This window comes from Botrimarina mediterranea, from assembly GCF_007753265.1.
GTDB lineage: Bacteria > Planctomycetota > Planctomycetia > Pirellulales > Lacipirellulaceae > Botrimarina > Botrimarina mediterranea.
This window is the reverse complement of the sequence record NZ_CP036349.1, coordinates 740,054-762,002: the sequence shown is the minus strand read 5'-3', so window position 1 is coordinate 762,002 and position 21,949 is coordinate 740,054. Positions and strand designations below refer to the sequence as shown.

At 64.0% G+C, this 21,949-nt stretch carries 18 protein-coding genes and 1 tRNA gene; 9 read left to right on the top strand and 10 right to left on the bottom strand.

The features are described 5' to 3' along the window. Positions 1 to 197 precede the first annotated feature (197 nt). Positions 198 to 1,262 carry a DUF1559 domain-containing protein gene (locus tag Spa11_RS03020; protein ID WP_145107319.1) on the top strand — a complete coding sequence of 355 codons (1,065 nt, stop codon included), beginning with the start codon at positions 198 to 200 and terminating at the stop codon, positions 1,260 to 1,262. Beyond that, positions 1,252 to 1,698, top strand: a complete 447-nt coding sequence (locus tag Spa11_RS03015; RefSeq protein WP_145107309.1) for a hypothetical protein — start codon at positions 1,252 to 1,254, stop codon at positions 1,696 to 1,698. Before Spa11_RS03020 ends, Spa11_RS03015 begins: the two co-directional genes overlap by 11 nt. On the opposite strand, the gene Spa11_RS03010 is transcribed toward Spa11_RS03015, so the two are convergent. From Spa11_RS03010 to Spa11_RS02970, 9 genes are all read right to left on the bottom strand, one after another. Next, complete coding sequence (locus Spa11_RS03010) at positions 1,667 to 2,416, bottom strand: PEP-CTERM sorting domain-containing protein (protein WP_145107303.1); 750 nt, start codon at positions 2,414 to 2,416, stop codon at positions 1,667 to 1,669. The two genes, Spa11_RS03015 and Spa11_RS03010, sit on opposite strands and share 32 nt — an antisense overlap. 123 nt (positions 2,417 to 2,539) lie before the next feature. Next, positions 2,540 to 3,205 carry a hypothetical protein gene (locus Spa11_RS03005; protein ID WP_145107297.1) on the bottom strand — a complete coding sequence of 222 codons (666 nt, stop codon included), beginning with the start codon at positions 3,203 to 3,205 and terminating at the stop codon, positions 2,540 to 2,542. Between the two features lie 387 nt (positions 3,206 to 3,592). Further along, positions 3,593 to 4,036 (bottom strand): Hsp20/alpha crystallin family protein, encoded by a 444-nt coding sequence (locus Spa11_RS03000; RefSeq protein ID WP_145107286.1) that lies wholly within the window; start codon positions 4,034 to 4,036, stop codon positions 3,593 to 3,595. A gap of 307 nt (positions 4,037 to 4,343) precedes the next feature. Continuing rightward, a complete protein-coding gene (locus Spa11_RS02995; protein WP_145107281.1) occupies positions 4,344 to 4,844 on the bottom strand; it encodes a YiiD C-terminal domain-containing protein in 501 nt (166 codons plus the stop codon). Positions 4,845 to 5,023: 179 nt separating this feature from the next. Beyond that, positions 5,024 to 5,878 (bottom strand): formylmethanofuran--tetrahydromethanopterin N-formyltransferase, encoded by an 855-nt coding sequence (fhcD, locus tag Spa11_RS02990; protein WP_231933130.1) that lies wholly within the window; start codon positions 5,876 to 5,878, stop codon positions 5,024 to 5,026. A 17-nt stretch (positions 5,879 to 5,895) separates the two neighbouring features. After that, positions 5,896 to 6,960, bottom strand: coding sequence for a hypothetical protein (locus Spa11_RS22725; protein WP_197529696.1), 1,065 nt, complete (start codon positions 6,958 to 6,960; stop codon positions 5,896 to 5,898). A gap of 198 nt (positions 6,961 to 7,158) precedes the next feature. Then, complete coding sequence (locus Spa11_RS02980; protein ID WP_145107270.1) at positions 7,159 to 8,160, bottom strand: 3'(2'),5'-bisphosphate nucleotidase; 1,002 nt, start codon at positions 8,158 to 8,160, stop codon at positions 7,159 to 7,161. 81 nt (positions 8,161 to 8,241) lie between these two features. Further along, positions 8,242 to 8,312: transfer RNA gene (locus Spa11_RS02975), tRNA-Gln, on the bottom strand. A 63-nt stretch (positions 8,313 to 8,375) separates the two neighbouring features. Next, positions 8,376 to 9,122 carry a redox-sensing transcriptional repressor Rex gene (locus Spa11_RS02970; RefSeq protein WP_197529695.1) on the bottom strand — a complete coding sequence of 249 codons (747 nt, stop codon included), beginning with the start codon at positions 9,120 to 9,122 and terminating at the stop codon, positions 8,376 to 8,378. A 420-nt stretch (positions 9,123 to 9,542) separates the two neighbouring features. Here Spa11_RS02970 and Spa11_RS02965 point away from each other — a divergent pair, with 420 nt between their 5' ends. The 3 genes from Spa11_RS02965 (at position 9,543) to Spa11_RS02955 (ending at position 14,539) form a co-directional block, all read left to right on the top strand. Next, positions 9,543 to 11,228 carry a hypothetical protein gene (locus tag Spa11_RS02965; RefSeq protein ID WP_145107267.1) on the top strand — a complete coding sequence of 562 codons (1,686 nt, stop codon included), beginning with the start codon at positions 9,543 to 9,545 and terminating at the stop codon, positions 11,226 to 11,228. A 492-nt stretch (positions 11,229 to 11,720) separates the two neighbouring features. Next, positions 11,721 to 13,343: an MGH1-like glycoside hydrolase domain-containing protein gene (locus tag Spa11_RS02960; RefSeq protein WP_197529694.1), complete on the top strand. Its 1,623-nt coding sequence runs from the start codon at positions 11,721 to 11,723 to the stop codon at positions 13,341 to 13,343. Then, complete coding sequence (locus tag Spa11_RS02955) at positions 13,340 to 14,539, top strand: glycosyltransferase (RefSeq protein ID WP_145107261.1); 1,200 nt, start codon at positions 13,340 to 13,342, stop codon at positions 14,537 to 14,539. Before Spa11_RS02960 ends, Spa11_RS02955 begins: the two co-directional genes overlap by 4 nt. Before the next feature lie 116 nt (positions 14,540 to 14,655). Here the strand turns inward: Spa11_RS02955 and Spa11_RS02950 are convergent, their stop codons facing one another. Beyond that, positions 14,656 to 15,555, bottom strand: coding sequence for an AraC family transcriptional regulator (locus Spa11_RS02950; protein ID WP_145107258.1), 900 nt, complete (start codon positions 15,553 to 15,555; stop codon positions 14,656 to 14,658). A 141-nt stretch (positions 15,556 to 15,696) separates the two neighbouring features. Between Spa11_RS02950 and Spa11_RS02945 the strand changes: the two genes are divergently transcribed. The 4 genes from Spa11_RS02945 to ppdK all read left to right on the top strand — a co-directional run bounded on the left by Spa11_RS02945 (position 15,697) and on the right by ppdK (position 21,779). Then, positions 15,697 to 16,584 (top strand): phytanoyl-CoA dioxygenase family protein, encoded by an 888-nt coding sequence (locus tag Spa11_RS02945; RefSeq protein WP_145107255.1) that lies wholly within the window; start codon positions 15,697 to 15,699, stop codon positions 16,582 to 16,584. Positions 16,585 to 16,673: 89 nt separating this feature from the next. Continuing rightward, positions 16,674 to 17,927, top strand: coding sequence for a Gfo/Idh/MocA family protein (locus tag Spa11_RS02940; RefSeq protein WP_197529941.1), 1,254 nt, complete (start codon positions 16,674 to 16,676; stop codon positions 17,925 to 17,927). 88 nt (positions 17,928 to 18,015) lie between these two features. Beyond that, on the top strand, positions 18,016 to 18,705 hold the full coding sequence (locus Spa11_RS02935; protein ID WP_145107247.1) for a DUF2461 domain-containing protein: 690 nt from the start codon (positions 18,016 to 18,018) through the stop codon (positions 18,703 to 18,705). A gap of 374 nt (positions 18,706 to 19,079) precedes the next feature. Continuing rightward, a complete protein-coding gene (ppdK, locus tag Spa11_RS02930) occupies positions 19,080 to 21,779 on the top strand; it encodes a pyruvate, phosphate dikinase (protein ID WP_145107243.1) in 2,700 nt (899 codons plus the stop codon). Positions 21,780 to 21,949 lie beyond the last annotated feature (170 nt).

Sequence of the window (21,949 nt, the reverse complement as noted above, 5' to 3'; positions counted from 1 at the left end):
CAGGGCGAACAGGTGTGAAAGGACGCAGAGCGTAAGGCCGCTTTGTGAGGGTTCAACGTGCCTTTGGTTAATAGTTCGTGAAGGAACGGTGAAAGTGGTTGGCCCCGCAGCGGCGAACGCCTAACCTCACCGGCTTCGCGGCTGTCCAATCGCGACGTGTCTACCGACCACCGCCTCGACAGAGAGCTCTTGAACCGATGAATCGATCCCTTAAGTCGCTTCAAGCAATCAAGCGCGGCTTCACACTCGTCGAGTTGCTCGTTGTCATTGCGATCATCGGGATCCTCGTCGCGTTGCTCCTCCCCGCGGTGCAAGCGGCGCGCGAGGCGGCACGGCGGGCGCAGTGCATGAACAACATCAAGCAGATCGGCCTGGCGCTACAGAACTCGCACGACACTCTCCAGCAATTCCCGCGCGGCCTGTACGGCGCCGAAACCGCGGCCGACCCGAACATCGATCCCGAGGACGGCCTCGCCTGGCCGTCGAAGCTCCTGCCGTACGTTGAAGAGCAACCGAGCTACGACCGCCTCGTCAACAACGGCCTCCCAACGCACGACGGCGACCCCTGGAAGCCCGGCATCTTCGTGCAGGCGGCGCTCGCGGGGATCGAAACGTTGCCAGGAACTGAGACCGTTGTCTCGGGCTTCCTATGCCCCTCGGTCTCGCTGCCGGAAACGATGCCCGAGACTTCCTACTTTAGCCCCGGAACGCCGGGCAAGGACCCACGCTTCGGCGGCGGCACGATCCACTACAAGGGCTCACGGGGCTACTGCGACAACGGCATCTTCCTCCGCTACGAGGAGATGCGTAGTTCAACGATCTGCACGACAGCCGATTACAACGGCGACGGCGTATTGAACGACAACGTCGAGAAGAAGTCCGTCAGTCGCATCCGGATGACCGACGTCACCGACGGCACAAGCAAGACGATCTCGATCGGCGAATCGGCCTACTTCGTTGATGTCGCGAGCTTCCCGACGTGGGCCGGCGCGTTCTTCGAGGACGGCTCGGTGCTCTTCAAGACGCGGGACGTGATCAATTGCCGGCTCGGCTCATCGCTGCAGTTCCCCTTGTCGGCGGAAGTGCTCGCTATCCTCCCCGGCGGCTCGGGATCGGACGACTGCTCGTATAGTTGGCACCCCGGCGGCGCGTTCTTTGGGTTCGTCGATGGCTCGGTCCATTTCCTGACCGAGGACCTCGACCAACGCGTTTATCAGTTACTCGGCGATCGCCGCGACGGAGAAGTGTTCGGTGACTTCTAAGTTATTGTTGTGTAAGCGATTCTTGTGCCTGACGACGCTGCTTGTCGTGGGCGGCTGCGGCGGGGGACCCGACTACGAGGTCGCCCCCGTGCGCGGCGTCGTCACCGTTGACGGCAAGCCACTCGCCGGCGGCCGGTTGATGTTCGCCCCCGTGTCGAGCGGCTCGGTCAAGGCCGGCAAGACCGGCTTCGCCGACATCCAGCCCGACGGCTCGTACGCCGTGAGCACCTACGGCAGCGAAGACGGCGCCGTCGTCGCCGAGCACTGGGTCACCGTCCTGGGCGCCGGCTCCGACGCCGCCAAGACGCAACTCCTCGGCGCCGCACGGGTGACCTTCCCCACCCGCCAAACGATCCGCAGCGGCGATGAGAACGTCATCGATCTGCCGCTCGACGCGGCGATGGTCAAGCGTTTCGGCGAAGGCGCCGACGACTGAGTGCGGCGACGAATCCGCCCACGGAAGCGAGCAGCAGGCCGGCGCTAGGCTCGGGGACGAAAGTCACTTCGAGCCCTTGGAAGCGGGCGCCGTTGGGCGCTTCCGGCACAAACCCAGGTTGGTAGTTGCTCGGATCGGGGGCGTATTCGCGGTAGGTGAGCGTGAAGACCTCACCGGCGGCGAAGGGAATGGCGATACCAAACAGGTCGTCGTCGGGCGACCCCGCTTCGGTGAGAAGCGTGAGGTTGGGCTCGTCGATCAGCGTGATGTCGATCAACCGCAGGCCGATCTGAGAATCGAAGATCGACCACACTCCGCTGCGGGGCGTTGTGAGCTGAAAGAACTCAAAGCTCTCGTCTTTGACGCCATCGAAGTCGAGCGTCGTGATCACGCCCGGGGCGTCGAAGGAGAACTGGATCGACTCCGACTCATCGGCGAGTCCGCCGCCCAAGAGATTGAATTTGTCGATCTCGGGGTCGGTGGCGCCGTCGATCCCGCGCGAGTTGACGCCGAGTCCGCCAAGACGAAAGTCGAGCACCGCCCCGGCGGGCGACGCCGCTATCGACATCGTCCGGCCCTCGACGGACTTGGCGGCGACGGCTTGGCCATTCGCTGGATCCGCCGAGGACTCGAAGCGGAACGTCGCTGCCTGAGCCGCGATCGGTTGGCCTATCGCTTGAAAGGCAGTAAGAGCCAGGAGAGTAACATACCAGCGCACCGGCGCACCGCTCGTTGTTGAAGGACAGCGGCAAGGGTCGATGCGACCCTGCCGTTTGGAAAGGAGAAAGGCCGGCGGCGTCTGCGTGACGCCGCCGGCCTTGTGTCTCGTTCAATGCACCGACTAGCTGCGACGGGCGCCGGCGAAGGCCCCTAGGGCGATCATGCCCAGCACCGCGGCGGTCGGTTCGGGAACCAACGTGCCCGGGGGCGAGGCGATCGCGAACTGGCCCTCGTCGTTGGAAAGAGCGCTCTGGAACGCGCCGGACGAGTTGCCAATGGTGCTGAAGCCGCCGACGAGGACGTCCCACGACTGACCGCCGTTGAGCGACGCGTCGTCGTACTCTTGGGCGTCGACGATGTCGTCGATGGTCGGCTGCGCTACCGAACGGAAGATCGCAACGCCGTCACCGCCCTGGCCGAGGCCCGATCCGTCGTGGATGCCGATTTGCAAGCTGCCGGCGGCGAGGCCCCAGACGCTGAGGAACTCATCGATGGCGGCCGCGTCGCCATTCACGTAGATGACCGCCTCGCCGGGAGCGATCGAAGGGATGCCCGACATGGGGTCGGCAGCGGACGCGTCGAACGAGCCATCATCGAACCAGAGGCCGCCATCGACGGCTTCGACCCAGGCGGTGTCACCCATGTTGGTGATCTCGACCCAGTCCTCGGTCAGATTGGAACCGGGCTCGTTGCCCATCCACATCTCGGTGATCTTTAGATCGAAAGCCGCCGTAGCGGGGGCGGCAAGCGCCAGCAGGGCGCAGGTGAACAGTGAGGTGATCTTCATTAGACATACTCCGAAGGTGAGAGCGACTCGCCATTGCGAGCCTCATTGGCGCGACCTAGTCGGTGGTCGAGCCGCGGAGTATGCCGAGCTATCCCCTGTGGCTGATGAAGGGCGAGTTAAGAGCGGCAGATTTCACCGATTCTTCATCGCTTGCTAACAAAGCAAGCGTCAACCCAAACTAATTGCTAATCCTTCGATTAACCACAGAGCCACCGAGGGCGCTGAGACCGAGGGCGCTGAGTAAGCACAGAGGTATCTTCTCGGTGCTTTCCTCAGCGCCCTCGGTGGCTCTGTGGTTTTACTGAGGGTTGCCATCGAAAAAGCACGAGCCGCGCCGGACAACGCCCGGCGCGGCTCGTCGATTCATTTACCGTTGTTGCGGCGCGATCAGCCGACGCGGACTTCGATCTTCCGCGGCTGGGTCTCCGGGCGCTTGGCGACCGAGACGTGCAGCACGCCATTCTTCAGCTCGGCCTCGATCGACTCGGGGTCAACCGTGTCGGGCAGGTCGAGCGATCGCGTCACCTTGCCGAATCGGCGTTCGTTGTAGAGGTAGGTCGGCGGCTCTTCGCCGGCGTTGCGCTCAACGGTGACGGTCAGCTGGCCGTTCTCGACGGTGACCTCAATCGCGTCCTGGTTGATCCCAGGAACGTCGAGGGCGACGTGGAGGCGGTCGTTGGCTTCCCAGAGGGAGGCGGGCGCCGTCCACGCCGCGCGGGTCACTGCGGACGTCACAGGGCCAGTAAACAGGTGGTTCAGAACCGAGTCCACTTCGGCGAGCGAAGCGGGGAGCAGTTGGTTCAGACGGTTGGTGTGGGAGCTCTTGGTCATGGCAGGATTCCTCCTCAAAACGGTGTCACGGGTGACAGGTACTAGGACGCCGTCCCAGGCGGGCGGCAGCCAGGCGAAATCTCCGGCCGGAGAGGGTTTTGCCTCGGGTGGCGGCGGCGTTCACCGCTGCCGTTGTGTAGAAATGCAAAGCGGGCGCCAATCTCCTTGAATTGTCGCAAAGCGTTGCCGTTTCAAAATTTACAGCAATACGCCAACGGCAATCAGCAGCCGCGGGTTGCCATTTTGGCACCGCCGAGAGGCCTTGGAAGCGACAGGGCGCCGCAGCGAGACCGCCAAAATGGCGGCCTTAAGATTCTCCGTTACCGAGAACGACGTAATTCCCAGCAAAAAGAACGGCTGGGCGCTCTGACACCGAGCCGGCGATCTCGACTACGAGGTCGAGCTTTGCTTGGCCTTTCTCCGGGAGCATCTCCACAAAATGCTCCCAGTCGGCGTCGCGGGGCGGCAGGCACCAAGCGACGACGCGGTCCGATTCAACCGGCTCGTGGTACTTGATGGAGCTACGCCGCAGCACGGTCGCGCCGTCGATTCCCAGCTGCTCGAGGAGCAGGTGCGTCATCGCCCAACCCGCCAGCGTACACAGCGAGTTCAGGCTGCCAGCGAACGCCGTCTGGTGCGGATTGCGATTCGGGGCCAGCGGCATCGACAACCAGAGGCCCTGCGGGGCGATTTGGTCCACCGCCACATCCATCTGAGCCGCGATCGGGATCTCGGTCCGCAAGAGCGACTGGAGCTCTCTCCGCCGCGGCTCGGCGGCGGGGTCGGCGGCTCCTAGGGGCGAATCCATCGGCAAAACAGGCGGGCGGCAAACGTCGGGGAAGCCTCGGATGCTAGTGGATCGCCACCCAATCGGCCACGGGGCCCCTTTCAGCTCCTAAGCCGGCAGGACTCAAGCAAAGTCGCGAAGGCGCAAAGGCTCTTGCTTGCGAGTCCTCTGCGCCTTCGCGACTTTGCGTGATTCTTCCTTTACTGAAGCTCGCAGAAGGGGATGAGGACCTTGCCAAGCTTACCGCCGAACTCCGGCGCCGTGATCGCCAGGAGGTCGGCGTTGGCTGTTGCTTGAAGGGCGGCACGCATCGCGTCGCGGACGGCTTGTTCGCTCGTGCCGTTGATGACGAGCTCGTAGACGCAGGTGGCGCCCTCCGGGAGTTTGGTCGCGACCGTCTCGACGAGCGTCGGGCAGTAGGCTTCGTTTGTGGAGGCGAAGAGCGGCTTGTAGCGCGAGCCGACTTTGCTGCCGCTGCGACAGACACCGCCGGGGAACGGGGTGATGACGCCCGGCAATTCGCGGACGGCTTCGGCTGCTTGCCGTGCGGCGGAGAGCGTTTTCATTCGGTCGTCTCCGCAGAAGAGCAGCACGCCGCCGGCGACGCCGCGACCGACGCCGATAGTCGCCGGGAAACTCACTTCACCTTCCATGATGGGAACGACCCACGTGTCTTCCTCACGGCGCTCGTGACCGTCGCCGAAGTACCGTAAGTAGTCGCCGAGCGCCGCGCGGTCGGCTTCGTCCGGCAGGCCATCGAAGACGGCCGCCGTGGGGCAAGTAAGAATCGTTTGGCCGACGCGCTTCGCGACCGCCTTGCCGAGTGGCGCCGCTTTGAAGCCGAAGGCGAGCACCGCGGCGCCGGGGCGGCCGTCGGGCGTTTCATTCTCAAGGAGCTGGCGTTCGACGGCGATCTCGCAATCGCAGCCGATCACGCTCGTGCCGTAACCGCATAGCGAAGTCACCGCGGCGTCGAGCCAATGCCCGTCCGCCGCGGTGACGAGGAGTCGCACGTACCGGGCCGTGAAGGCTTCGGCGTGGGCATCGTCAATCAAGACTCCTCCCAGACGCTTCATTCGACGGCTGCAGAAACATCAGTAACTGAACTCGAGTCCAAAATCGAGAACGCGCCTCCACCGCCCGGCGAGAGCTGTGCGTCGTACTCTCTCCCCGCAGCTTCGATGCTGTCTCGAATTGCAGCGGCTTGAACGTGGTTGTTCGTCCTCTTAGTAAGTGGCCTCGCATCGGGATCAAACGACATCCGACGCATCGCGGCCAGTAAACGTGCGATCTCTTCATGCACTGCCATCGTCTGCGATATCACCAGTACCCCGCGTTGCGGATAGGCAACGATTTCGGCTTCGCCTGCGCCATTCTCTACCCAAGTGTCCGAAGCGATCGTGGAGGTGATGAGATCCTGGAGAGAACCGAAATCTCCTTCTAGCAGCAGGTCGCGAACGTCGTAGATTGCCACATGGAGTTTGGTCAACGCTTCTTCTTCAGAAGTTACTAATAAAACCCCGTCATCAACGACATAGGTCAACTCCAGCGGTTCGAGCATTCGCCGCATCGCCTGACCCAACTGTATATTCCTTACGCTGATCGCTACGGGTTCGTCGGAGCCAATCCCGAGTTCATCGAGAGCTACCGTGTCGAGCAGAATCGGGACACGATACTCGTCCGACAAGTACGCAATCACTTCCTCGAGCGCTGTGCCATCGGGAAACTCGAGGCCCGCCGAGGGAAGCGGGCTCTTGAGGATCTCATAGAGTTCCTCAGTTCTTTCGGGGTCTTCGGAGACCCAGATCCGGGGGACGGCTGGGGCAGGCAAAGGCTTCGCCTCAGGGGCTTCGGCGGTCGTACTTGCGCCGAATTCACCACGACCGCCGAATCCACCTCCTCTGCCCGCGAATCCGCCTCCGCCACCGCGGCCGAAATCGCCTCCCCTTCCCCCGAATTCACCGCCGCCTCCACTGGCACGGCCGAAGCCGCCTCCGAATTCGCCGCTGGCTTCCGCCTGCGGCTGAGAGACCGCTCGTTCTGGGGCTTCTTCTTGGGAGCGAGAGCGCTCCACGAGGACCCCTACCACACCCAAAGCCACCGCCAACACGCTCGCAAGCCACACGCGCTGCGACATCGCTGCCTCCGCGGGGTTGGGGGCTGGCGTTAGCTACCCGGCTGATGCGTGAAGAGAAACGCCGGGGGTCGCCAGCCCGATTCTGTTCCGCGGGTGAGTGTGGCGAAACGTCGGGGAGTTGTCAAAAAAAGGTTGGGAGAATGTTGTGAATGGGGCCCAGAGTTGCGCGACGCGCAAGCTCACCACTCCAACAACCCCCTAGGCCCCAATCTCCCGCAGCGCCGCTAGCGCCGCATCGTGCAGATGCCCATTCGTGGCGAGGACGCCACGGTTGGCGGCGAGGGTACGGCCCTTTGCGAAGTCGAGCGGTTTGCCGTCGAGGTCGGTGACGCGGCCGCCGGCTTCTTCGATGACGATCGAGCCCGCCGCTTGGTCCCAGACCATTTCGCGGTAGTTGGGGCGGTCCTCCGAGAGCAGCCGCACGAGCATCTCGCCCCCACCGGCGGCGAGGACGGCGTACTTGGCTTGGCTGTCCATGCCGACCGGCTCGGCGGTGACGCCCATCGCATTCGCTAAGTGGTCGATCGCGCCGAGGTTGGTGTGGCCCTTCTCGACCGAGCGCAGCATCCGTGTGCCGGCGGGGTCGGTGACGCCTGACACTTGCAGCCGGCGCCAGGCGCACGAAGGCGAGCAGCCCGAAACGTCGAGGTCACGCCAATAGGCGCCGCCGTCACGCACGGCGCACAACACCGTGCCGACGCCGCCGCGATTCGGCTCGCAAGCCTTTTCGAGTTCGGGACAACCGAGCGCGCCGACCATGACGCGGCCGCCTTGCACCAGCGCCAGAGCGACCGCGTACTGATCGCCACGCAAGAAGCCCTTGGTGCCGTCGATCGGGTCGAGCGTCCAGTATTCATCACCGGGCTCTCGCGCTCCGCAATCGATCCAGTCGCAGACCTCGGCCGGCGTCGCCGTTGGGAAGATCGTGCGGACAAAGTGCGTCACCTGCTCGAGCGTCGCGGCGCCGGACTCGCAGCGGAGGTCGGCGGCCGACTCTTCGCCGACGAGCGGGACCGTCATGCCCGATTCGGCTAGGCGGCGGGCGACGATCGCTTGAGCCGCGAAGTCGCCAACGGTGACCGGGGACTTATCGCCCTTGGTGAGGGCCTCGGTCACGAGCTCGCTCTGCACACGGCGAGCCACCAGCGCCGCTTCGCAAACGGCGTCAACGGCGAAGCGGGATTCGGTGGAAGATAGCATTCAGCGGTTAGCCTTTGGTCGTTGGCGGTTAGCGAATCGCAGGCTAATCGCTAACTGCCAACAGCTAACCGCTTTGGTAAGCAACCCCGCCAGGACTCGAACCTGGAATAAGGGAATCAAAATCCCTGGTGTTACCATTACACTACGGGGTTTCCGCAGGAGCCGCGGGAGGCGGCGCCCACCTAAGCCTTATCGGCCTAGATCGGAAGTGTAGCTCACTCGGGCCCGCTCGTTAACGGGTCCTCTGCAGAGTCCTCTCTTGCCGCCGCGGCCTGGGTGTTGGCGACGGCGAAGCTGAGCTGCTCGAGCTCGGTCGCCAGGTCGACGCCCACGAGGCTCACGCCCGGGGGTAAGGACAGCGTCACGGGGGCAAAGTTCAGGATCCCGACCACGCCGGCGGCGATCATCCGGTCGGCGATCTCTTGGGCGGATTCGGGCGACGTGGCGATCAGACCGAGGGTGACCCCGCGGTCGCGGATCGTCGTTTCCAGGGCGGTGGTGGGCTCGACGGCGACGCCGCCGAAGCTCATGCCGACCTTCGACGAGTCGCTGTCGAACGCCGCCGCGACGCGAAACCCCTGCGAACGGAATCCCTTGTAACCCAAGAGGGCTCGGCCCAAGTTGCCGACGCCGACGATCGCCACGACCCATTCGCGGTCGGTGCCGAGAATCTTGCGGATCGCGGCCACCAGCTCTTCGCAGCGGTAGCCCACGCCGGGGTGTCCGAACTGCCCAAAGTAGGCCAGGTCCTTGCGGACCTGGGCGTCGGTGAAGCCCAGCAGCTTGCCCAACTGGCTGGAGCTGACGGTCTGCTGGCCGGAGTGCTCGATGCGGAGCAGCTCGCGCAGGTAGAGACTCAGACGGCTGACCACCGCTTTGGGGGGCAGCTTGCCCTCGTCGGCCTTCGCGGGGAGGGCCTTAGCGGGGTCGTCGTGAGGGTCGTGTTCGGTTTCGTTGGGCATCGACGGCGGGCGGTTTGGCAGGCCCGCAGCGGGCGCGTCTCAGGCGACGGCAGCGACGCCGTCCTGGTTGCACTCTACGAGACCCAGCGAAACCACGCAATTTCGGCCTGTGAATGAAGCCGGGATCGGACACCCCGTTACCGGTCTACGGATGTCCGTCGTCACAATCGGCGCGGACGGCATAGGTGGCCACGACTGTCACGCTGAGTTTTCCGGATTGGTGAGCTAAGTCGATAACCCACAAAGACTTCGGATGGGAAGGAGGCGTCAGATGCAGAGAAGACGCCGACTGAGGAATTTGCACAGAACAGCTAAGGGGTAATAGGCAGCGATCCCGACCTTAGTACGGACGGATTCAATCTGTCTTGACCAGTCTACCCATCTACCCCCTGTTGTCTTTCTGAGGAGGCGACCAACACGATGAAACGTCTGTTTGGCTTGCCGCTGCTGGCTGCCCTCGCGGCGTTTGCGGGTTCGCAAGCGAACGCGGGCTGCGGTTGCACGGCCCACTATGGAAGCGACGCCGCTGGCGGCGTCCAAATCGATGGCGGCGTTGCCGCTGATTCGAAGATGCTCTACCGGACCGAAACCCGGCGGATCATTGAGGAGAAGTGCGAGACCCGCTTCCGCACGGTCTACGACCGCGTCGCGGAAGAGAAGGTCGTGAACTACACGAAGTACGTGACGGAAAACCGTCAGAAAGAGGTCAACTACACCGTCATGAAGCCGGTGTACGAGACCAAGACCCGTACCTACACCGTCTGCAAGCCGGTTTGGGAAACGCGTCAGCGCGAGATCAACTACACCGTTATGAAGCCGGTGTACGAGACCAAGACTCGCACCTACACCGTCTGCAAGCCGGTTTGGGAAACGCGTCAGCGCGAGATCAACTACACCGTTATGAAGCCGGTGTACGAGACCAAGACTCGCACCTACACCGTCTGCAAGCCGGTTTGGGAAACCCACTCGAAGGACATCAACTACACGGTGATGGTCCCGACATGGGAAACGAAGACCCGCAGCTACACCGTCCACAAGCCGGTGTGGGAGACGCGGACCCGTGACGTCACGACCTATGTCCGCAAGGCTGTCCCCTACACCAAGACGGTGACGGTCAACACGGGCAGCTGGGAGACCCAGTCGTACACGATCCCGGGCAAGACCTACCACCGCACGGTCCGCAACCCGGGCAAGTGGGTCTACAACCCCTGCACGTGCAGCTGCTGCTACCAGCCGGGTTCGTGCTGCAAGATCGAGTGCACGACGGCCCCGACGACCTGCTGCAAGAAGGTTTGGGTCCCGCGTTGCGAGACTCGTGAAGTGTGCTGCACGAAGTACGTCTGCGAGCCCGTTGTGAAGACCTGCTGCTACAAGGTCTGCACGATGGTCCCCGAGTGCAAGACTTGTGAGTACAAGGTTTGCAAGATGGTTCCTGAGTGCCGCACCAAGACCTGCTGCTACAAGGTCTGCAAGATGGTTCCCGAATGCAAGACCTGCACCTACCAGGTCTGCAAGATGGTTCCCGAGTGCCGCACCAAGACCTGCTGCTACAAGGTCTGCAAGATGGTTCCCGAGTGCAAGACCTGCACCTACCAGGTCTGCAAGATGGTTCCCGAGTGCCGCACCAAGACCTGCTGCTACAAGGTCTGCAAGATGGTTCCCGAGTGCAAGACCTGCACCTACCAGGTCTGCAAGATGGTTCCCGAGTGCCGCACCAAGACCTGCTGCTACAAGGTCTGCAAGATGGTTCCCGAGTGCAAGACCTGCACCTACCAGGTCTGCAAGATGGTTCCCGAGTGCCGCACCAAGACCTGCTGCTACAAGGTCTGCAAGATGGTTCCCGAGTGCAAGACCTGCACCTACCAGGTCTGCAAGATGGTTCCCGAGTGCCGCACCAAGACCGTGTGCTACAAGGTCTGCGTGCCGGTTTGCTGCCAGCGGACGGTGACGTGCTACAAGTGCGTCCCCCGCAAAGAGGCTTACACGGTCAAGGTTTGTGTCCCGCGTTGCGTCTCGATCCAGGTTCCTTGCCGGATCGTGACCGACTGCCCCCCGGCCGCTTGCACTGAGTGCGGCGCCCCGGCTGGCGAGTGCGGCTGCAACTGATCGTCGCGAGGTAACGACAGAGTCGCCTACATCTGACGAGCGGCACGCCTCCCGTAAGGGCGTACCTCGGAAGACAAAATAGGGCTGGTCAACACCCAAGGCGGCCCGGTCCATCTGGATCGGGCCGCTTTTGTTTTTTGGTTGGCCGGAAGTTGGATGATTCTCGCAAAGACACGGAGACGCAGAGAGACAACGGCGAGCCGGCCACGTTAGTGGTCGGTGGACCCTTATCCGAGCCGCGACCGTAAGGGAGCGACCAAGCGAGCTGCAAGCTGAGATTGACGTCCCTCCGATTAGCGACTGGCTGATTAGCGACTGGCTGATTAGCGACTGGCTGATTAGCGACTGGCTGATTAGCGACTGGCTGATTAGCGGCATCTCTGGCAGCACAGCAACCAGCAACGACTGGTAAGAGTCCGGGAGTGTTTCAATGGCACGCGACAAGCGATGATGGGGAGACCCTCACGCACTCTCACCGCGAGCCGCCGCCCTGTGATCCGCCACGCGCTCCGCAGCTTCCGTCTTCAGACGCACCATGCGGCGCGGTTTGCGTCGCGGCTGCGACGGGTGGGGGTCTACGGGTTCAACCTGCTGCTCTGGTCGCGGCTAGTGGACCGGCGGCTCGACGCGGTGCCGATCGAGCTGGCGCGGACGTTGCTCGACAAGAAGGGCGTGCGATACAGCGCGCCGAGTCTCGGCGTCGCGGGAGTCGAGGCCAATCGCGCCGCGGTCTGGGAAGAAGGCTTTGCGGGCGTTTATGCGACGCTGCTGCTAAACCTACAGACGCCCGACACGCTGTCGCCCGTCCGCTACGCGCACCCGGCGCCTTCCTTCGCGGGCGTCTACCTGTGGGACTCGGCGTTCATCTCGCAGGTCTGGGCGCCGTGGGACCGCATGGTCGCCAGGGACGTACTGCAAGCGGTGGTCGATCTGCGGGACGGCGATCGCTTGCAACACGTCGTCGCGGACTTCAGCGAGTCGGTGTTCACGCAGCCTCCACTCTTGGCATGGGCTGTGCATCGCTTAGCCCAGGCGCAAGAAATCCGTGACGACCCCGGCTGGCTAGGCGCGATGTACGAACCGCTCGCCGCCTATCACGAATGGCTGAAAGCTAATCGGCGACTAGAAGGCGGTCTCTATGCTTGGCTTCATCCGTATGAGTCCGGCATCGACAACTCGCCGCGGTTCTCGACGCTCGATGAAAGCCGCTTCGCCGACACGACGCATTTGGCGGCGCCCGACTTCACGACCTACATGGTGTTGCAGTGCGAGGCACTGGCGGAGTTAAGCGACTTGCTCGACCGCGAGGACGCGCCGACCTATCGTCAAGCCGCCCAAGGCCTCCGCGACGGGATGAACGATCGTCTGTGGCACGCCGGGGACGGGGTGTACTACGACCGTAACGAAACGTCGGGGGAGTTTGTCCGCTCGAAGACGATCGCCTCGCTGTTGCCGCTGTGGGCCGGCGCGCCGACGGACGCCTTCGCCGATCGGTTGCGAGACCAAGCGATGGACCCCGAAGCGTTCGGGACCACCGTTCCGCTGCCGACGGTTGCACGCAACGACCCCTTCTTTGCCAAGGACATGTGGCGCGGGCCGGTTTGGATCAACACGGCGTATGCGGTGTTGCAAGGGTTAGCGCGTCACGGCTACTTGGAAGAGACCGCGTCGCTGGCGTACCGGCTGTGTGATGGGGTCTATCGCACGTTCGGCGAGTGCCGGCGGTTCTTCGAGTTCTACGACCCCGACCGTTACGACATCGAAGAGCTCGGCCGCAAAGCGGGTAATCGCTGGAAGCACTTCACGCTCGGAAGCAAGCCGGTAGGCGAGTTCGTCGGCTGGACGGGCCTCGTCAATACGATCGTCATCGAGACGCTCGTCGGCTTCCACCATGTCGCGGGGCGCCGCGTGCTGCGGCCGCTGTTGCCGAAGGAGGCCGAGGGCGTGGCGTTGAACGTTCGTCTGCCCCAAGAAGGTCTCGATATCACGGTTGAACGAGAGGGGGACCGAGTGCTAGCGACGGTAAGATCGCTTGGTCTAACGCAGCGGCTGGAGATCGGCTTTGGCGAAACCGCGAACATCGACATCCCGGCCGGTGAGGAGACAACGCTATGAAGTTCTGCGACATCACGCTCTCGTACACCGAGACCAGCGGCGGCATCCGCACGTACATCGACGCCAAGCGTGAGTATCTCAATCGACACACAAATCATGAGCACGTGCTGATCGTCCCCGGCGAGACCGATGAGGTCATCGCCGAGGGACGCAATACGACGCATCGCATCGCCAGCCCCTACCTGCCCGGCTGCAAGCCGTACCGCGTCTTCTGGCGGCCCGACAAGATCAAGCAGGCGCTCGACGAGTCGGCGCCGGACGCGGTCGAGCTGGGCAGCTTCTACGTTTCGCCCTGGCCGGCGTTCCGTTACCGCCAGCAGCAGCGCGACGCCGGCCGGAACGTCGTCGTCGGTGGCTACTTCCACAGCGACATCGCCGACGCCTACGTCGGCGGCCCGATCCGTGACATGCCGCACTGGAACGACTTGACGGATTGGCTCGAAGACCGATTGGCCGACCTCGCTGAATCGGGCGCCGAGGCGTACGTCGGATCGGTCTTCGAGCGCTGCGACGTGCGACTCGCCGCGTCACCGGCGCAGGCGACTCGTTTGCTCGAGTACGGCGTCAACGGCTACGTGGACGTGGTCCCGCTCGGCGTTGATGTTGCGCGATTCCATCCCCACAAACGCAGCGAGGAGAAACGCGCCGAGCTTGGCGTCGCCCCGGAGGAAACGCTGTTGATGTTCGCCGGTCGGCTCGACGTCGAAAAGCGACCGCTGCACTTGGTTGAAGCGATCAAACAGCTCGACCCGAACCTGAAAGTGAAGCTAGTGCTCATCGGCGAAGGCCCGCAGCGCGAAGAGCTCGAAGTGCTCGACGACAATCGCGTCGTCGTGCTGCCGTATGAATCCGACCCCGAACGATTCGCCACGCTAACCGCGTCGGCGGATGTCTATGTCACAGCGGGCGCTCATGAGACGTTTGGCCTCTCCGTTGTCGAAGCACAAGCGTGCGGCTTGCCGGTGGTTGGCGTGGAAGGCGGAGCGCTAGTGGAGCGTGTGCCGAAGGATTTGGGGCGTCTAGCGCCGGTGGACGACGCCGCTGCATTCGCCAGAGCGATTGAAGAGGTGATCAAAGACCGCGAAGCGATGGGCGCAGCGGCGCGGCGGCACGTCGAGGAGAAGTTCAGCTGGGAGCCGTGCTTCGAGAAGTGGCTGGAGGCTTATGAGCGGGCGATGCGTTCGCAAAAAGCATGATCCTGTGGGAGGGGTCTCCAGACCTCGATTACGGCGTCGAGGCGAAGACGGCATGGTGCGCGTCATCGGGGTCTGGAGACCCCTCCCACAGCCATCGGCTCGATGACCAAGACGAATCACGCCGGCGCAACGAAACACTCGCTGCGATACGCGCGCGGGCTCTTGCCGACACTCTCTCGAAACCGCCGATTGAAATTCGAGAGGTTTGTGAAGCCGACGGCGAACGCGATCGAGGCGACGGCTTCGTCCGACTCGATAAGCCGTCGTTTAGCGTGATCGATACGCACCTCGTTGAGGAACTCGACGACGCTGCGACCCGTGTAGCGGCGGAACGCCCGGCAGAGCGTCGCCCGCGACACGCCGACCGCTTGCGATAGGTCGTCGAGCGACAACGGCTCGTGGAAATGATTGACCAGAAGATCGATCGTGCGTGACACGGTCTCCGCATGCGCGGCGTGGCTGCCGACGACGAACGGTTTGCTGCTGAGCCGTGTGGCGTGGCGTTCACCGCTGGCGAGCTGATCGAGGACGCCGAGCAAATCGGCAAGGCGGCGGAGATTGGAACGCCGCGGCATGTCGCGTAGGACTCCGCCAACAGAGATCGCGACGCGTCTTGGGAAGAGCAAGCCGCGTCGCGAAGCTTCCCACAGCGCGTTGAGGCGCGCCGTCTCGCGCAACGAGCCTAGCGGGCCGCTCGGGCCGATGTCCCACTGCAACGCGACGCCGCTCGACTGGCGGAGACCGCTCCAGTAGTGCGGCACGTCGGCGCCGATCAGCACGAGCTCGGGCGAATTGATCTCGCCGATGTGATCGCCGCAGAACCGCACGCCCGAACCGGAATGGACGTAGGTCAACTCAACCTGCCGGTGAGCGTGCCAACGGGCGCCGCTGCCGTCCAAGGGCGCCGATCTCCGGGGGCTGACGCAAACGCGCACGTCCGCCAGCGACGCACTCCAACGCAGCAGCCGGAGCGACTGGTCGGGGAGCGTTTCGATCGCTTCGCGGTAGATCGGCATCGGGGCGCTCAACCGGCGGAGAAGAGGGGCTGATCCGATAGTACCAGTTTCTGCTTCGATGTGTGGAGACTTTTCCCGGGCGAAAGCCCTACAAAGGGGTCCAACAACTCTTGGCCCCCTCCTCCCTTACGGCTTCAGCACATGGCGGCTCAGCACACGGCAACTCAGCACACGGCAACGGGGACCTCTGCCGACACGACCAGTCCCGTTCGCGGCGACGAGTACTTCCTCACGCCCGAACAGGTCCGCGCGTTCCATGAAGACGGCTACGTCGTGCTCGATGGCTTTCTCTCGGAGGAAGAGTTGGCGCCGCTCGAGGCGATCTACGACCGCTTCATCCGTGGCGAGGTGCTCGGCATGGGCCGCGACTTCTGCGACATGAGCGGGCCGTATACGCGGGCGTTCGAGGACTTCGAGTTGGTGAACGCGGTGCTGCCGCGGGTGTACGAGTCGGCGCTCATCGACAACCTCTACGAACGCCGCGCGGCGTCGGTATCGCGTCAGTTGCTAGGCGACGACGCGACGCTCGACTACGACCAGTTCCTCGCCAAGCGGCCTCGCAAAGGGGGCGCGCAGTTCGCTTGGCACCAGGACCTCGGTTACTGGCCGGCGACGCCCGACATGAACACGCTCACGGCGACTTGCTCGCTGGCGCTCGACGACGCCGACGACGACAATGGTTGCTTGCAGGTGGTTCCCGGATCGCACCTCGAGGCCGAGCTGCGTCCGCACCGCCCGGTCTTCAAGCCATCGACCAATGGCGAGCGGGACGGCGGGCACACGCTCGCGGCGCAGCTTGAGGCCGACGACAAGGTCGTCTCGCTGCCGGTGAAGCGGGGTTCGATCAGCGTGCACAACGAGCGGATCCTCCACGGGTCGCCCGGCAACGGCTCCGACCGCTGGCGGCGGACGTACATCGTCGCGTTCCGCCCGAAGGCGATCGTCGATTACGAGCGCGGCGTTGGCTTCACACACTCGCACAACGACAAGGTGCAGTGGCAGACTTTGCTCGAAGCGCTTGAGAGTTGATCCCGTCATTTAGCCCCCCGTCAATGACGGAGGGCTAAGTGCGCTCGTGGGCTTTAATGTCACTTCTCTTCTTCTCACAGGGCGGCCCTATGCACACTTCACGTCGTGAATTCTTGAAGCACGCCACGGCGCTCGCCGGCGTCGCTTGCACCGGCAGCGCTTGGGCGGGCGCCGCGAATGATCGTCTCAACCTTGCCTTTGTCGGTTGCGGCGGCATGGGGAGCGGTCACCTCGGTTGGGCGCTGCAACAGCCCGACTTGCGTGTTGTTGCGTTGTGCGACGTAGACGCCAATCACTTGAAAGGCGCCGCCGCCAAAGCGCCGGACGCTTTCACGAGCGGCGACTTCCGTGAGGTTGTCGGCCGCGACGACGTGGACGCGGTCTTCATCGCCACACCCGATCACTGGCACGCGCTGGTGGGGATCGCCGCGGCGAAGGCCGGCAAACACGTCTATTGCGAGAAGCCGCTCACCAACTCGATCGGCGAAGGCCGGGCGTTGGTGAACGCGGTGAAAGACGCCGGCGTTGTCTTGCAGACGGGGTCGCACGAGCGATCCAACCCCGGCGCGGCTGTCGCCAAGCGGCTCGTCGCCGAGGGTAAGCTTGGCGAGGTGAAGACGGTGCGCATCCATCTGCCCAACGCCGACCCGCACCTGCAAGAGGTCGAGAACTTTACGTCGCCGCCGCCCGACCGCGATCCGCCGGCGGGGCTCGACTACGACTTTTGGCTCGGGCACACGCCGGTGATGCCTTACAACGAGAAGCGTTGCCATTTCTTCTGGCGGTTCCACCGCGCGTACGGCGGCGGCGAGATCACCGACCGCGGCGCCCATGTGATCGACCTCGCGCACATGATCCTCGGCCTCGACGATACCGGACCCGTGCGAGTCAATGCCGTCGGCACGCCGCCCAAGGGCGACTTCTACGACGCGTTCATCACGTTCCGGTTTGAAAACGAGTACGCCAATGGCCTACGGATGATCGGCGACAACAGCGGCCCCCGTGGGCTGACACTCGAAGGTACCGAGGGAAAGCTCTTTGTCGCGGTGCACGGCTGCGCGCTGTCGGCGGAGCCGGCGTCGCTGTTGGAGGGCGTCTCGCTGCCGGGAATCGACCCGTACGCGACGCATCGGCGGAGCCTGCTCGACGCGATCCGCAGCGGCAGCGGCGAGGTCTCGGCCCCGGTCGGCGCGGGACACCACACAGCGGTTGCCTGCCACCTCAACAATTTGTCGATGCTGACGGAGAAGCCGTTCGCTTGGGACCCGGTGGCGGAACAGTCGGATTCGGACGAAGTGAACGAAATGCTCACACCGAAGATGCGGGCGCCGTGGGTGCTGTGACGGCGGCGAGAATGGTTGCGGTCGGAAAGCGTTGTCGCCTAGAAATGACAACGCTCCTCCCGCCACGCCACGTCAACGTCCGATACCCATGCCCACTTTCACCGGTTTCCCGCTCGGGCTGCTGCACTTCCTCGAAGAGCTGTCGCGGAACAACAACAAGCAGTGGTTCGACGCCAACAAGGCCAGGTACGAAGCGGAGGTGCGCGAGCCGGCTTTGGCGTTCATCGCGGCGATGGAGAAGCCGCTGCGGAAGGTGTCGCCGCACCTTGTCGCGGCGCCGAAGAAGGTGGGCGGGTCACTGATCCGTATCCACCGCGACGTGCGGTTCGCCAGCGACAAGACGCCGTACAAGACGAACGTCGGCGTCCAGTTCCGGCACGAGGCGGGAAAGGACGTTCACGCGCCGGGCTACTACCTGCACATCGCGCTGGACGAGTGCTTCCTCGGCGCGGGTGTGTGGCATCCCGACGCGCCGGCGCTCGCGGCGATCCGTGAGCGGATTGTCGAAGAGCCTGCGCGCTGGAAGCGGGTCCGAGACAACAAGTCGTTCCGCACGCGATGGTCGCTCGAAGGCGATTCGCTCAAACGCCCGCCGCGTGGTTACGACGCCGACCACCCGTATATCGAGGACCTCAAGCGCAAAGACCACATCGCCGGCATGCCGCTCGATCACGACGAGCTGTTTTCCGGGGGCCTCGTGAAGCATGTCGCCGACGCGTTTATGAAGACGAAGGGGTACGTCGGCTTCTTGTGCGACGCGCTCGGTTTGCCGTTTTGACTCGCAGAGCCACCGGCTGCATGGCAAGCCGGGAGCGTCAGCGACCCGAGTGACGGGGGCACACACTTCGATTCTGTGAGCCGTGTACCCGCTTCCCTCCGGTCGCTGACGCTCCCGGCTCGCCGTGGTTCGCTGTTGCTACGCGGGACCTCTCTCGCTGCCCCGGTTGACGGGGGCGGGGGGGCGTGGTTAGGCTCCCGGCTTATTTTCCCGAGATAATCGGGCCCGATTAGGGTGCGCGCGGCCCACGCCGCGGGACCACCCCTGCCAACGGGCCCAAAAAAGCAAGCGGCTCGATCGGCGAGCCCGCCTCCCAGCAACTGGCTCGTCGCAATACGGGCTCCCACCCTACAGCAGACAGGACACAGGCCGTCATGGCTAAGAAGCAGCCCACGAAGACCTCGGCCGGCAAGGCCGGCAAGATGGTCTACTACTTCGGCAAGACCCGCACCGACGGCGACGCGTCGATGAAGATGATCATCGGCGGCAAGGGCGCCAACCTGGCTGACATGACCTCGATCGGCCTGCCGGTGCCCGCCGGGTTCACGATCACCACCGAGTGCTGTGGCGCCTACAACAAGGCCGGCGGCAAGTTCCCCAAGGGGATGATGGACGAGGTCCACGCCGCGGTGAAGACGCTCGAGAAGGAGTCGGGCAAGAAGTTTGGCGACTCGAAGGACCCGCTGCTCGTCTCGGTCCGCTCCGGTGCGGCCGTGTCGATGCCGGGCATGATGAACACGATCCTCAACCTCGGCCTCAACGACGAGTCGGTCGCCGGCCTCGCCAACGCGACGGGCAACGAGCGCTTCGCCTACGACGCCTACCGCCGCCTGATCAACATGTACGGCGACGTCGTGATGGAAGTCCACCACGAGTACTTCGAAGAGGCATTCAGCAAGATCAAGACGAAGTACGGCGCGAAGGACGACAACGACGTCCCGACCGCGGGCCTCATCGAACTGGTGAACGCCTACAAGCAGGTCTACAAGAAGTACACCAAGAACGACTTCCCGCAGGACCCGATCGAGCAGCTCGCGCTGGCGATCGAGGCGGTCTTCAAGAGTTGGAACGCCGACAAGGCGATCAGCTACCGCCGCATTGAGGGCATCACGGGCCTCGCAGGCACCGCGGTGAACGTCCAGTCGATGGTGTTCGGCAACATGGGCGACGACTCCGGCACCGGCGTCGCGTTCACACGCAACCCGTCAAACGGCGACAACAAGTTCTACGGCGAGTTCCTCGTCAACGCGCAGGGCGAAGACGTGGTCGCCGGCATCCGCACGCCGCAGCCCGTGGCCGAGATGCCGAAGTGGAAGTGCGACGCCGACAAGACGATCGGCAAGAAGGTCCACACCGAACTGATGGCGATCAAGGACAAGCTCGAGAAGCACTACAAGGACGTGCAGGACATCGAGTTCACGATCGAGCGCGGCAAGCTGTACATGCTGCAGACGCGCAATGGCAAGCGCACCGGCATGGCGGCCGTGAAGATCGCCTGCGACATGGTCAAGGAGAAGCTGATCGACGAGAAGACCGCCGTGATGCGGATCCCGGCCGGCGACCTGACGCAACTCTTGCTGCCCTCGTTCGACCCGGCGGCGAAGAAGAAGGCCTCGGCTCTGACGATCGGCCTGCCGGCTTCGCCGGGCGCCGCGTTCGGCAAGCTCGCCTTCTCCGCCGACGAAGCTGTCGAGCGCGCTCACTCGGGCGAGAAGGTGATCCTCGTCCGCAAGGAGACGAGCCCCGAGGACGTCGACGGCATGCACTCCGCCGCCGGCATCCTCACCAGCACCGGCGGCATGACCAGCCACGCGGCGGTAGTCGCCCGCGGCTGGGGCAAGTGCTGCGTCGCCGGCGCCGGCGCGATCCACATCGACGAGAAGGGCAAGAAGATCACCGTCGGCGGCAAGACCTACGGCGTGAAGGACGTCCTCTCGATCGACGGAACGACGGGCGAGGTCTTCGCCGGTGAGATGCCGACGGTCTCGCCGAAGATGTCGGGCGACTTCGCCACGGTGATGGGCTGGGCGGACAAGCACCGCAAGCTGGGCGTCCGCACCAACGCCGACTCGCCCGAAGACGCCAAGCGCGCCCGCGAGTTTGGCGCCGAGGGCATCGGCCTGTGCCGCACGGAGCACATGTTCTTCGAGGGCGAGCGCATCCTGCCGATGCGCGAGATGATCCTCGCCGAGACGAAGTCGGCTCGTGAAGCGGCCCTGAAAAAGCTGCTGCCGTTCCAGCGGAAGGACTTCGAAGGCATCTTCAAGGCGATGGCCGGCCTGCCGGTCACGGTCCGCCTGTTGGACCCGCCGCTGCACGAGTTCGTCCCGCACGACGCCAAGAGCCAGGGCGAGTTGTCGAAGGCGACCGGCATTCCCGTGAAGGACATCGCCGCCCGGGTCTCGCAGTTGCACGAAGCGAACCCGATGCTCGGCCACCGCGGTTGCCGTCTGTCGATCACGTATCCGGAGATCCTCGTGATGCAAGTCACGGCGATCACCGAGGCGGCGATCAACTGCGTCAACAAGAAGATCGACGCCAAGGCGGAGATCATGATCCCGCTGGTGGGCACGGTGAAGGAGCTATCGATCCTCCGCGAGCTCGCCGAAGAGACGATCGCCAGCGTGATCGAGGCGAAGAAGTTCAAGGGCAAGCTCGACATCCTCATCGGAACGATGATCGAGATCCCCCGCGCCGCGCTGACGGCCGATGAGATCGCCGAGCACGCCGACTTCTTCAGCTTCGGCACCAACGACCTCACGCAGATGACTTTCGGTTACTCGCGCGACGACGTGAACACGTTCCTGCCGGACTACATCGGCCAGGAGATCCTCACGAAGGACCCGTTCCAGTCGATCGATGTGTCGGGCGTCGGCCAGCTCGTGGCGACCGCCGTCGAGAAGGGCCAGTCGGTCAACAAGAAGATCAAGCTGGGCATCTGCGGCGAGCACGGCGGCGATCCGGCGTCGATCCAGTTCTGCCACAACGTCGGCCTGAACTACGTTTCGTGCAGCCCGTTCCGGGTGCCGATCGCCCGCCTCGCAGCGGCCCAGGCGGCCCTGTCGAAGGCCTGATCGACGCGACTTTGATTTCGAGCGCAACGGCCCGTTCCGCCTCGGCGGAGCGGGCCGTTTGTATTGGCGGCGCTCTTGCGTGAGGCGCCGTACGCTGGCGGCTCTCCACCGCTCGCGGGGGGTGGCTATTTCTGAACTTTATGTCGCCTGCGGCGTTGGTAAAATAGAAG

Excerpts from the sequence above, each read along its gene's own strand:
- Spa11_RS03005 (WP_145107297.1), bottom strand. The coding sequence starts at position 3,205 with ATGAAGATCACCTCACTGTTCACCTGCGCCCTGCTGGCGCTTGCCGCC.
- Spa11_RS22725 (WP_197529696.1), bottom strand. The coding sequence starts at position 6,960 with ATGTCGCAGCGCGTGTGGCTTGCGAGCGTGTTGGCGGTGGCTTTGGGT.
- Spa11_RS02980 (WP_145107270.1), bottom strand. The coding sequence starts at position 8,160 with ATGCTATCTTCCACCGAATCCCGCTTCGCCGTTGACGCCGTTTGCGAA.
- Spa11_RS02970 (WP_197529695.1), bottom strand. The coding sequence starts at position 9,122 with ATGCCCAACGAAACCGAACACGACCCTCACGACGACCCCGCTAAGGCC.
- Spa11_RS02950 (WP_145107258.1), bottom strand. The coding sequence starts at position 15,555 with ATGCCGATCTACCGCGAAGCGATCGAAACGCTCCCCGACCAGTCGCTC.
- Spa11_RS02945 (WP_145107255.1), top strand. The coding sequence starts at position 15,697 with ATGGCGGCTCAGCACACGGCAACTCAGCACACGGCAACGGGGACCTCT.
- Spa11_RS02965 (WP_145107267.1), top strand. The coding sequence starts at position 9,543 with ATGAAACGTCTGTTTGGCTTGCCGCTGCTGGCTGCCCTCGCGGCGTTT.
- Spa11_RS02995 (WP_145107281.1), bottom strand. The coding sequence starts at position 4,844 with ATGGATTCGCCCCTAGGAGCCGCCGACCCCGCCGCCGAGCCGCGGCGG.
- Spa11_RS02955 (WP_145107261.1), top strand. The coding sequence starts at position 13,340 with ATGAAGTTCTGCGACATCACGCTCTCGTACACCGAGACCAGCGGCGGC.
- Spa11_RS02935 (WP_145107247.1), top strand. The coding sequence starts at position 18,016 with ATGCCCACTTTCACCGGTTTCCCGCTCGGGCTGCTGCACTTCCTCGAA.
- ppdK (WP_145107243.1), top strand. The coding sequence starts at position 19,080 with ATGGCTAAGAAGCAGCCCACGAAGACCTCGGCCGGCAAGGCCGGCAAG.
- Spa11_RS02940 (WP_197529941.1), top strand. The coding sequence starts at position 16,674 with ATGCACACTTCACGTCGTGAATTCTTGAAGCACGCCACGGCGCTCGCC.
- Spa11_RS03000 (WP_145107286.1), bottom strand. The coding sequence starts at position 4,036 with ATGACCAAGAGCTCCCACACCAACCGTCTGAACCAACTGCTCCCCGCT.
- Spa11_RS03020 (WP_145107319.1), top strand. The coding sequence starts at position 198 with ATGAATCGATCCCTTAAGTCGCTTCAAGCAATCAAGCGCGGCTTCACA.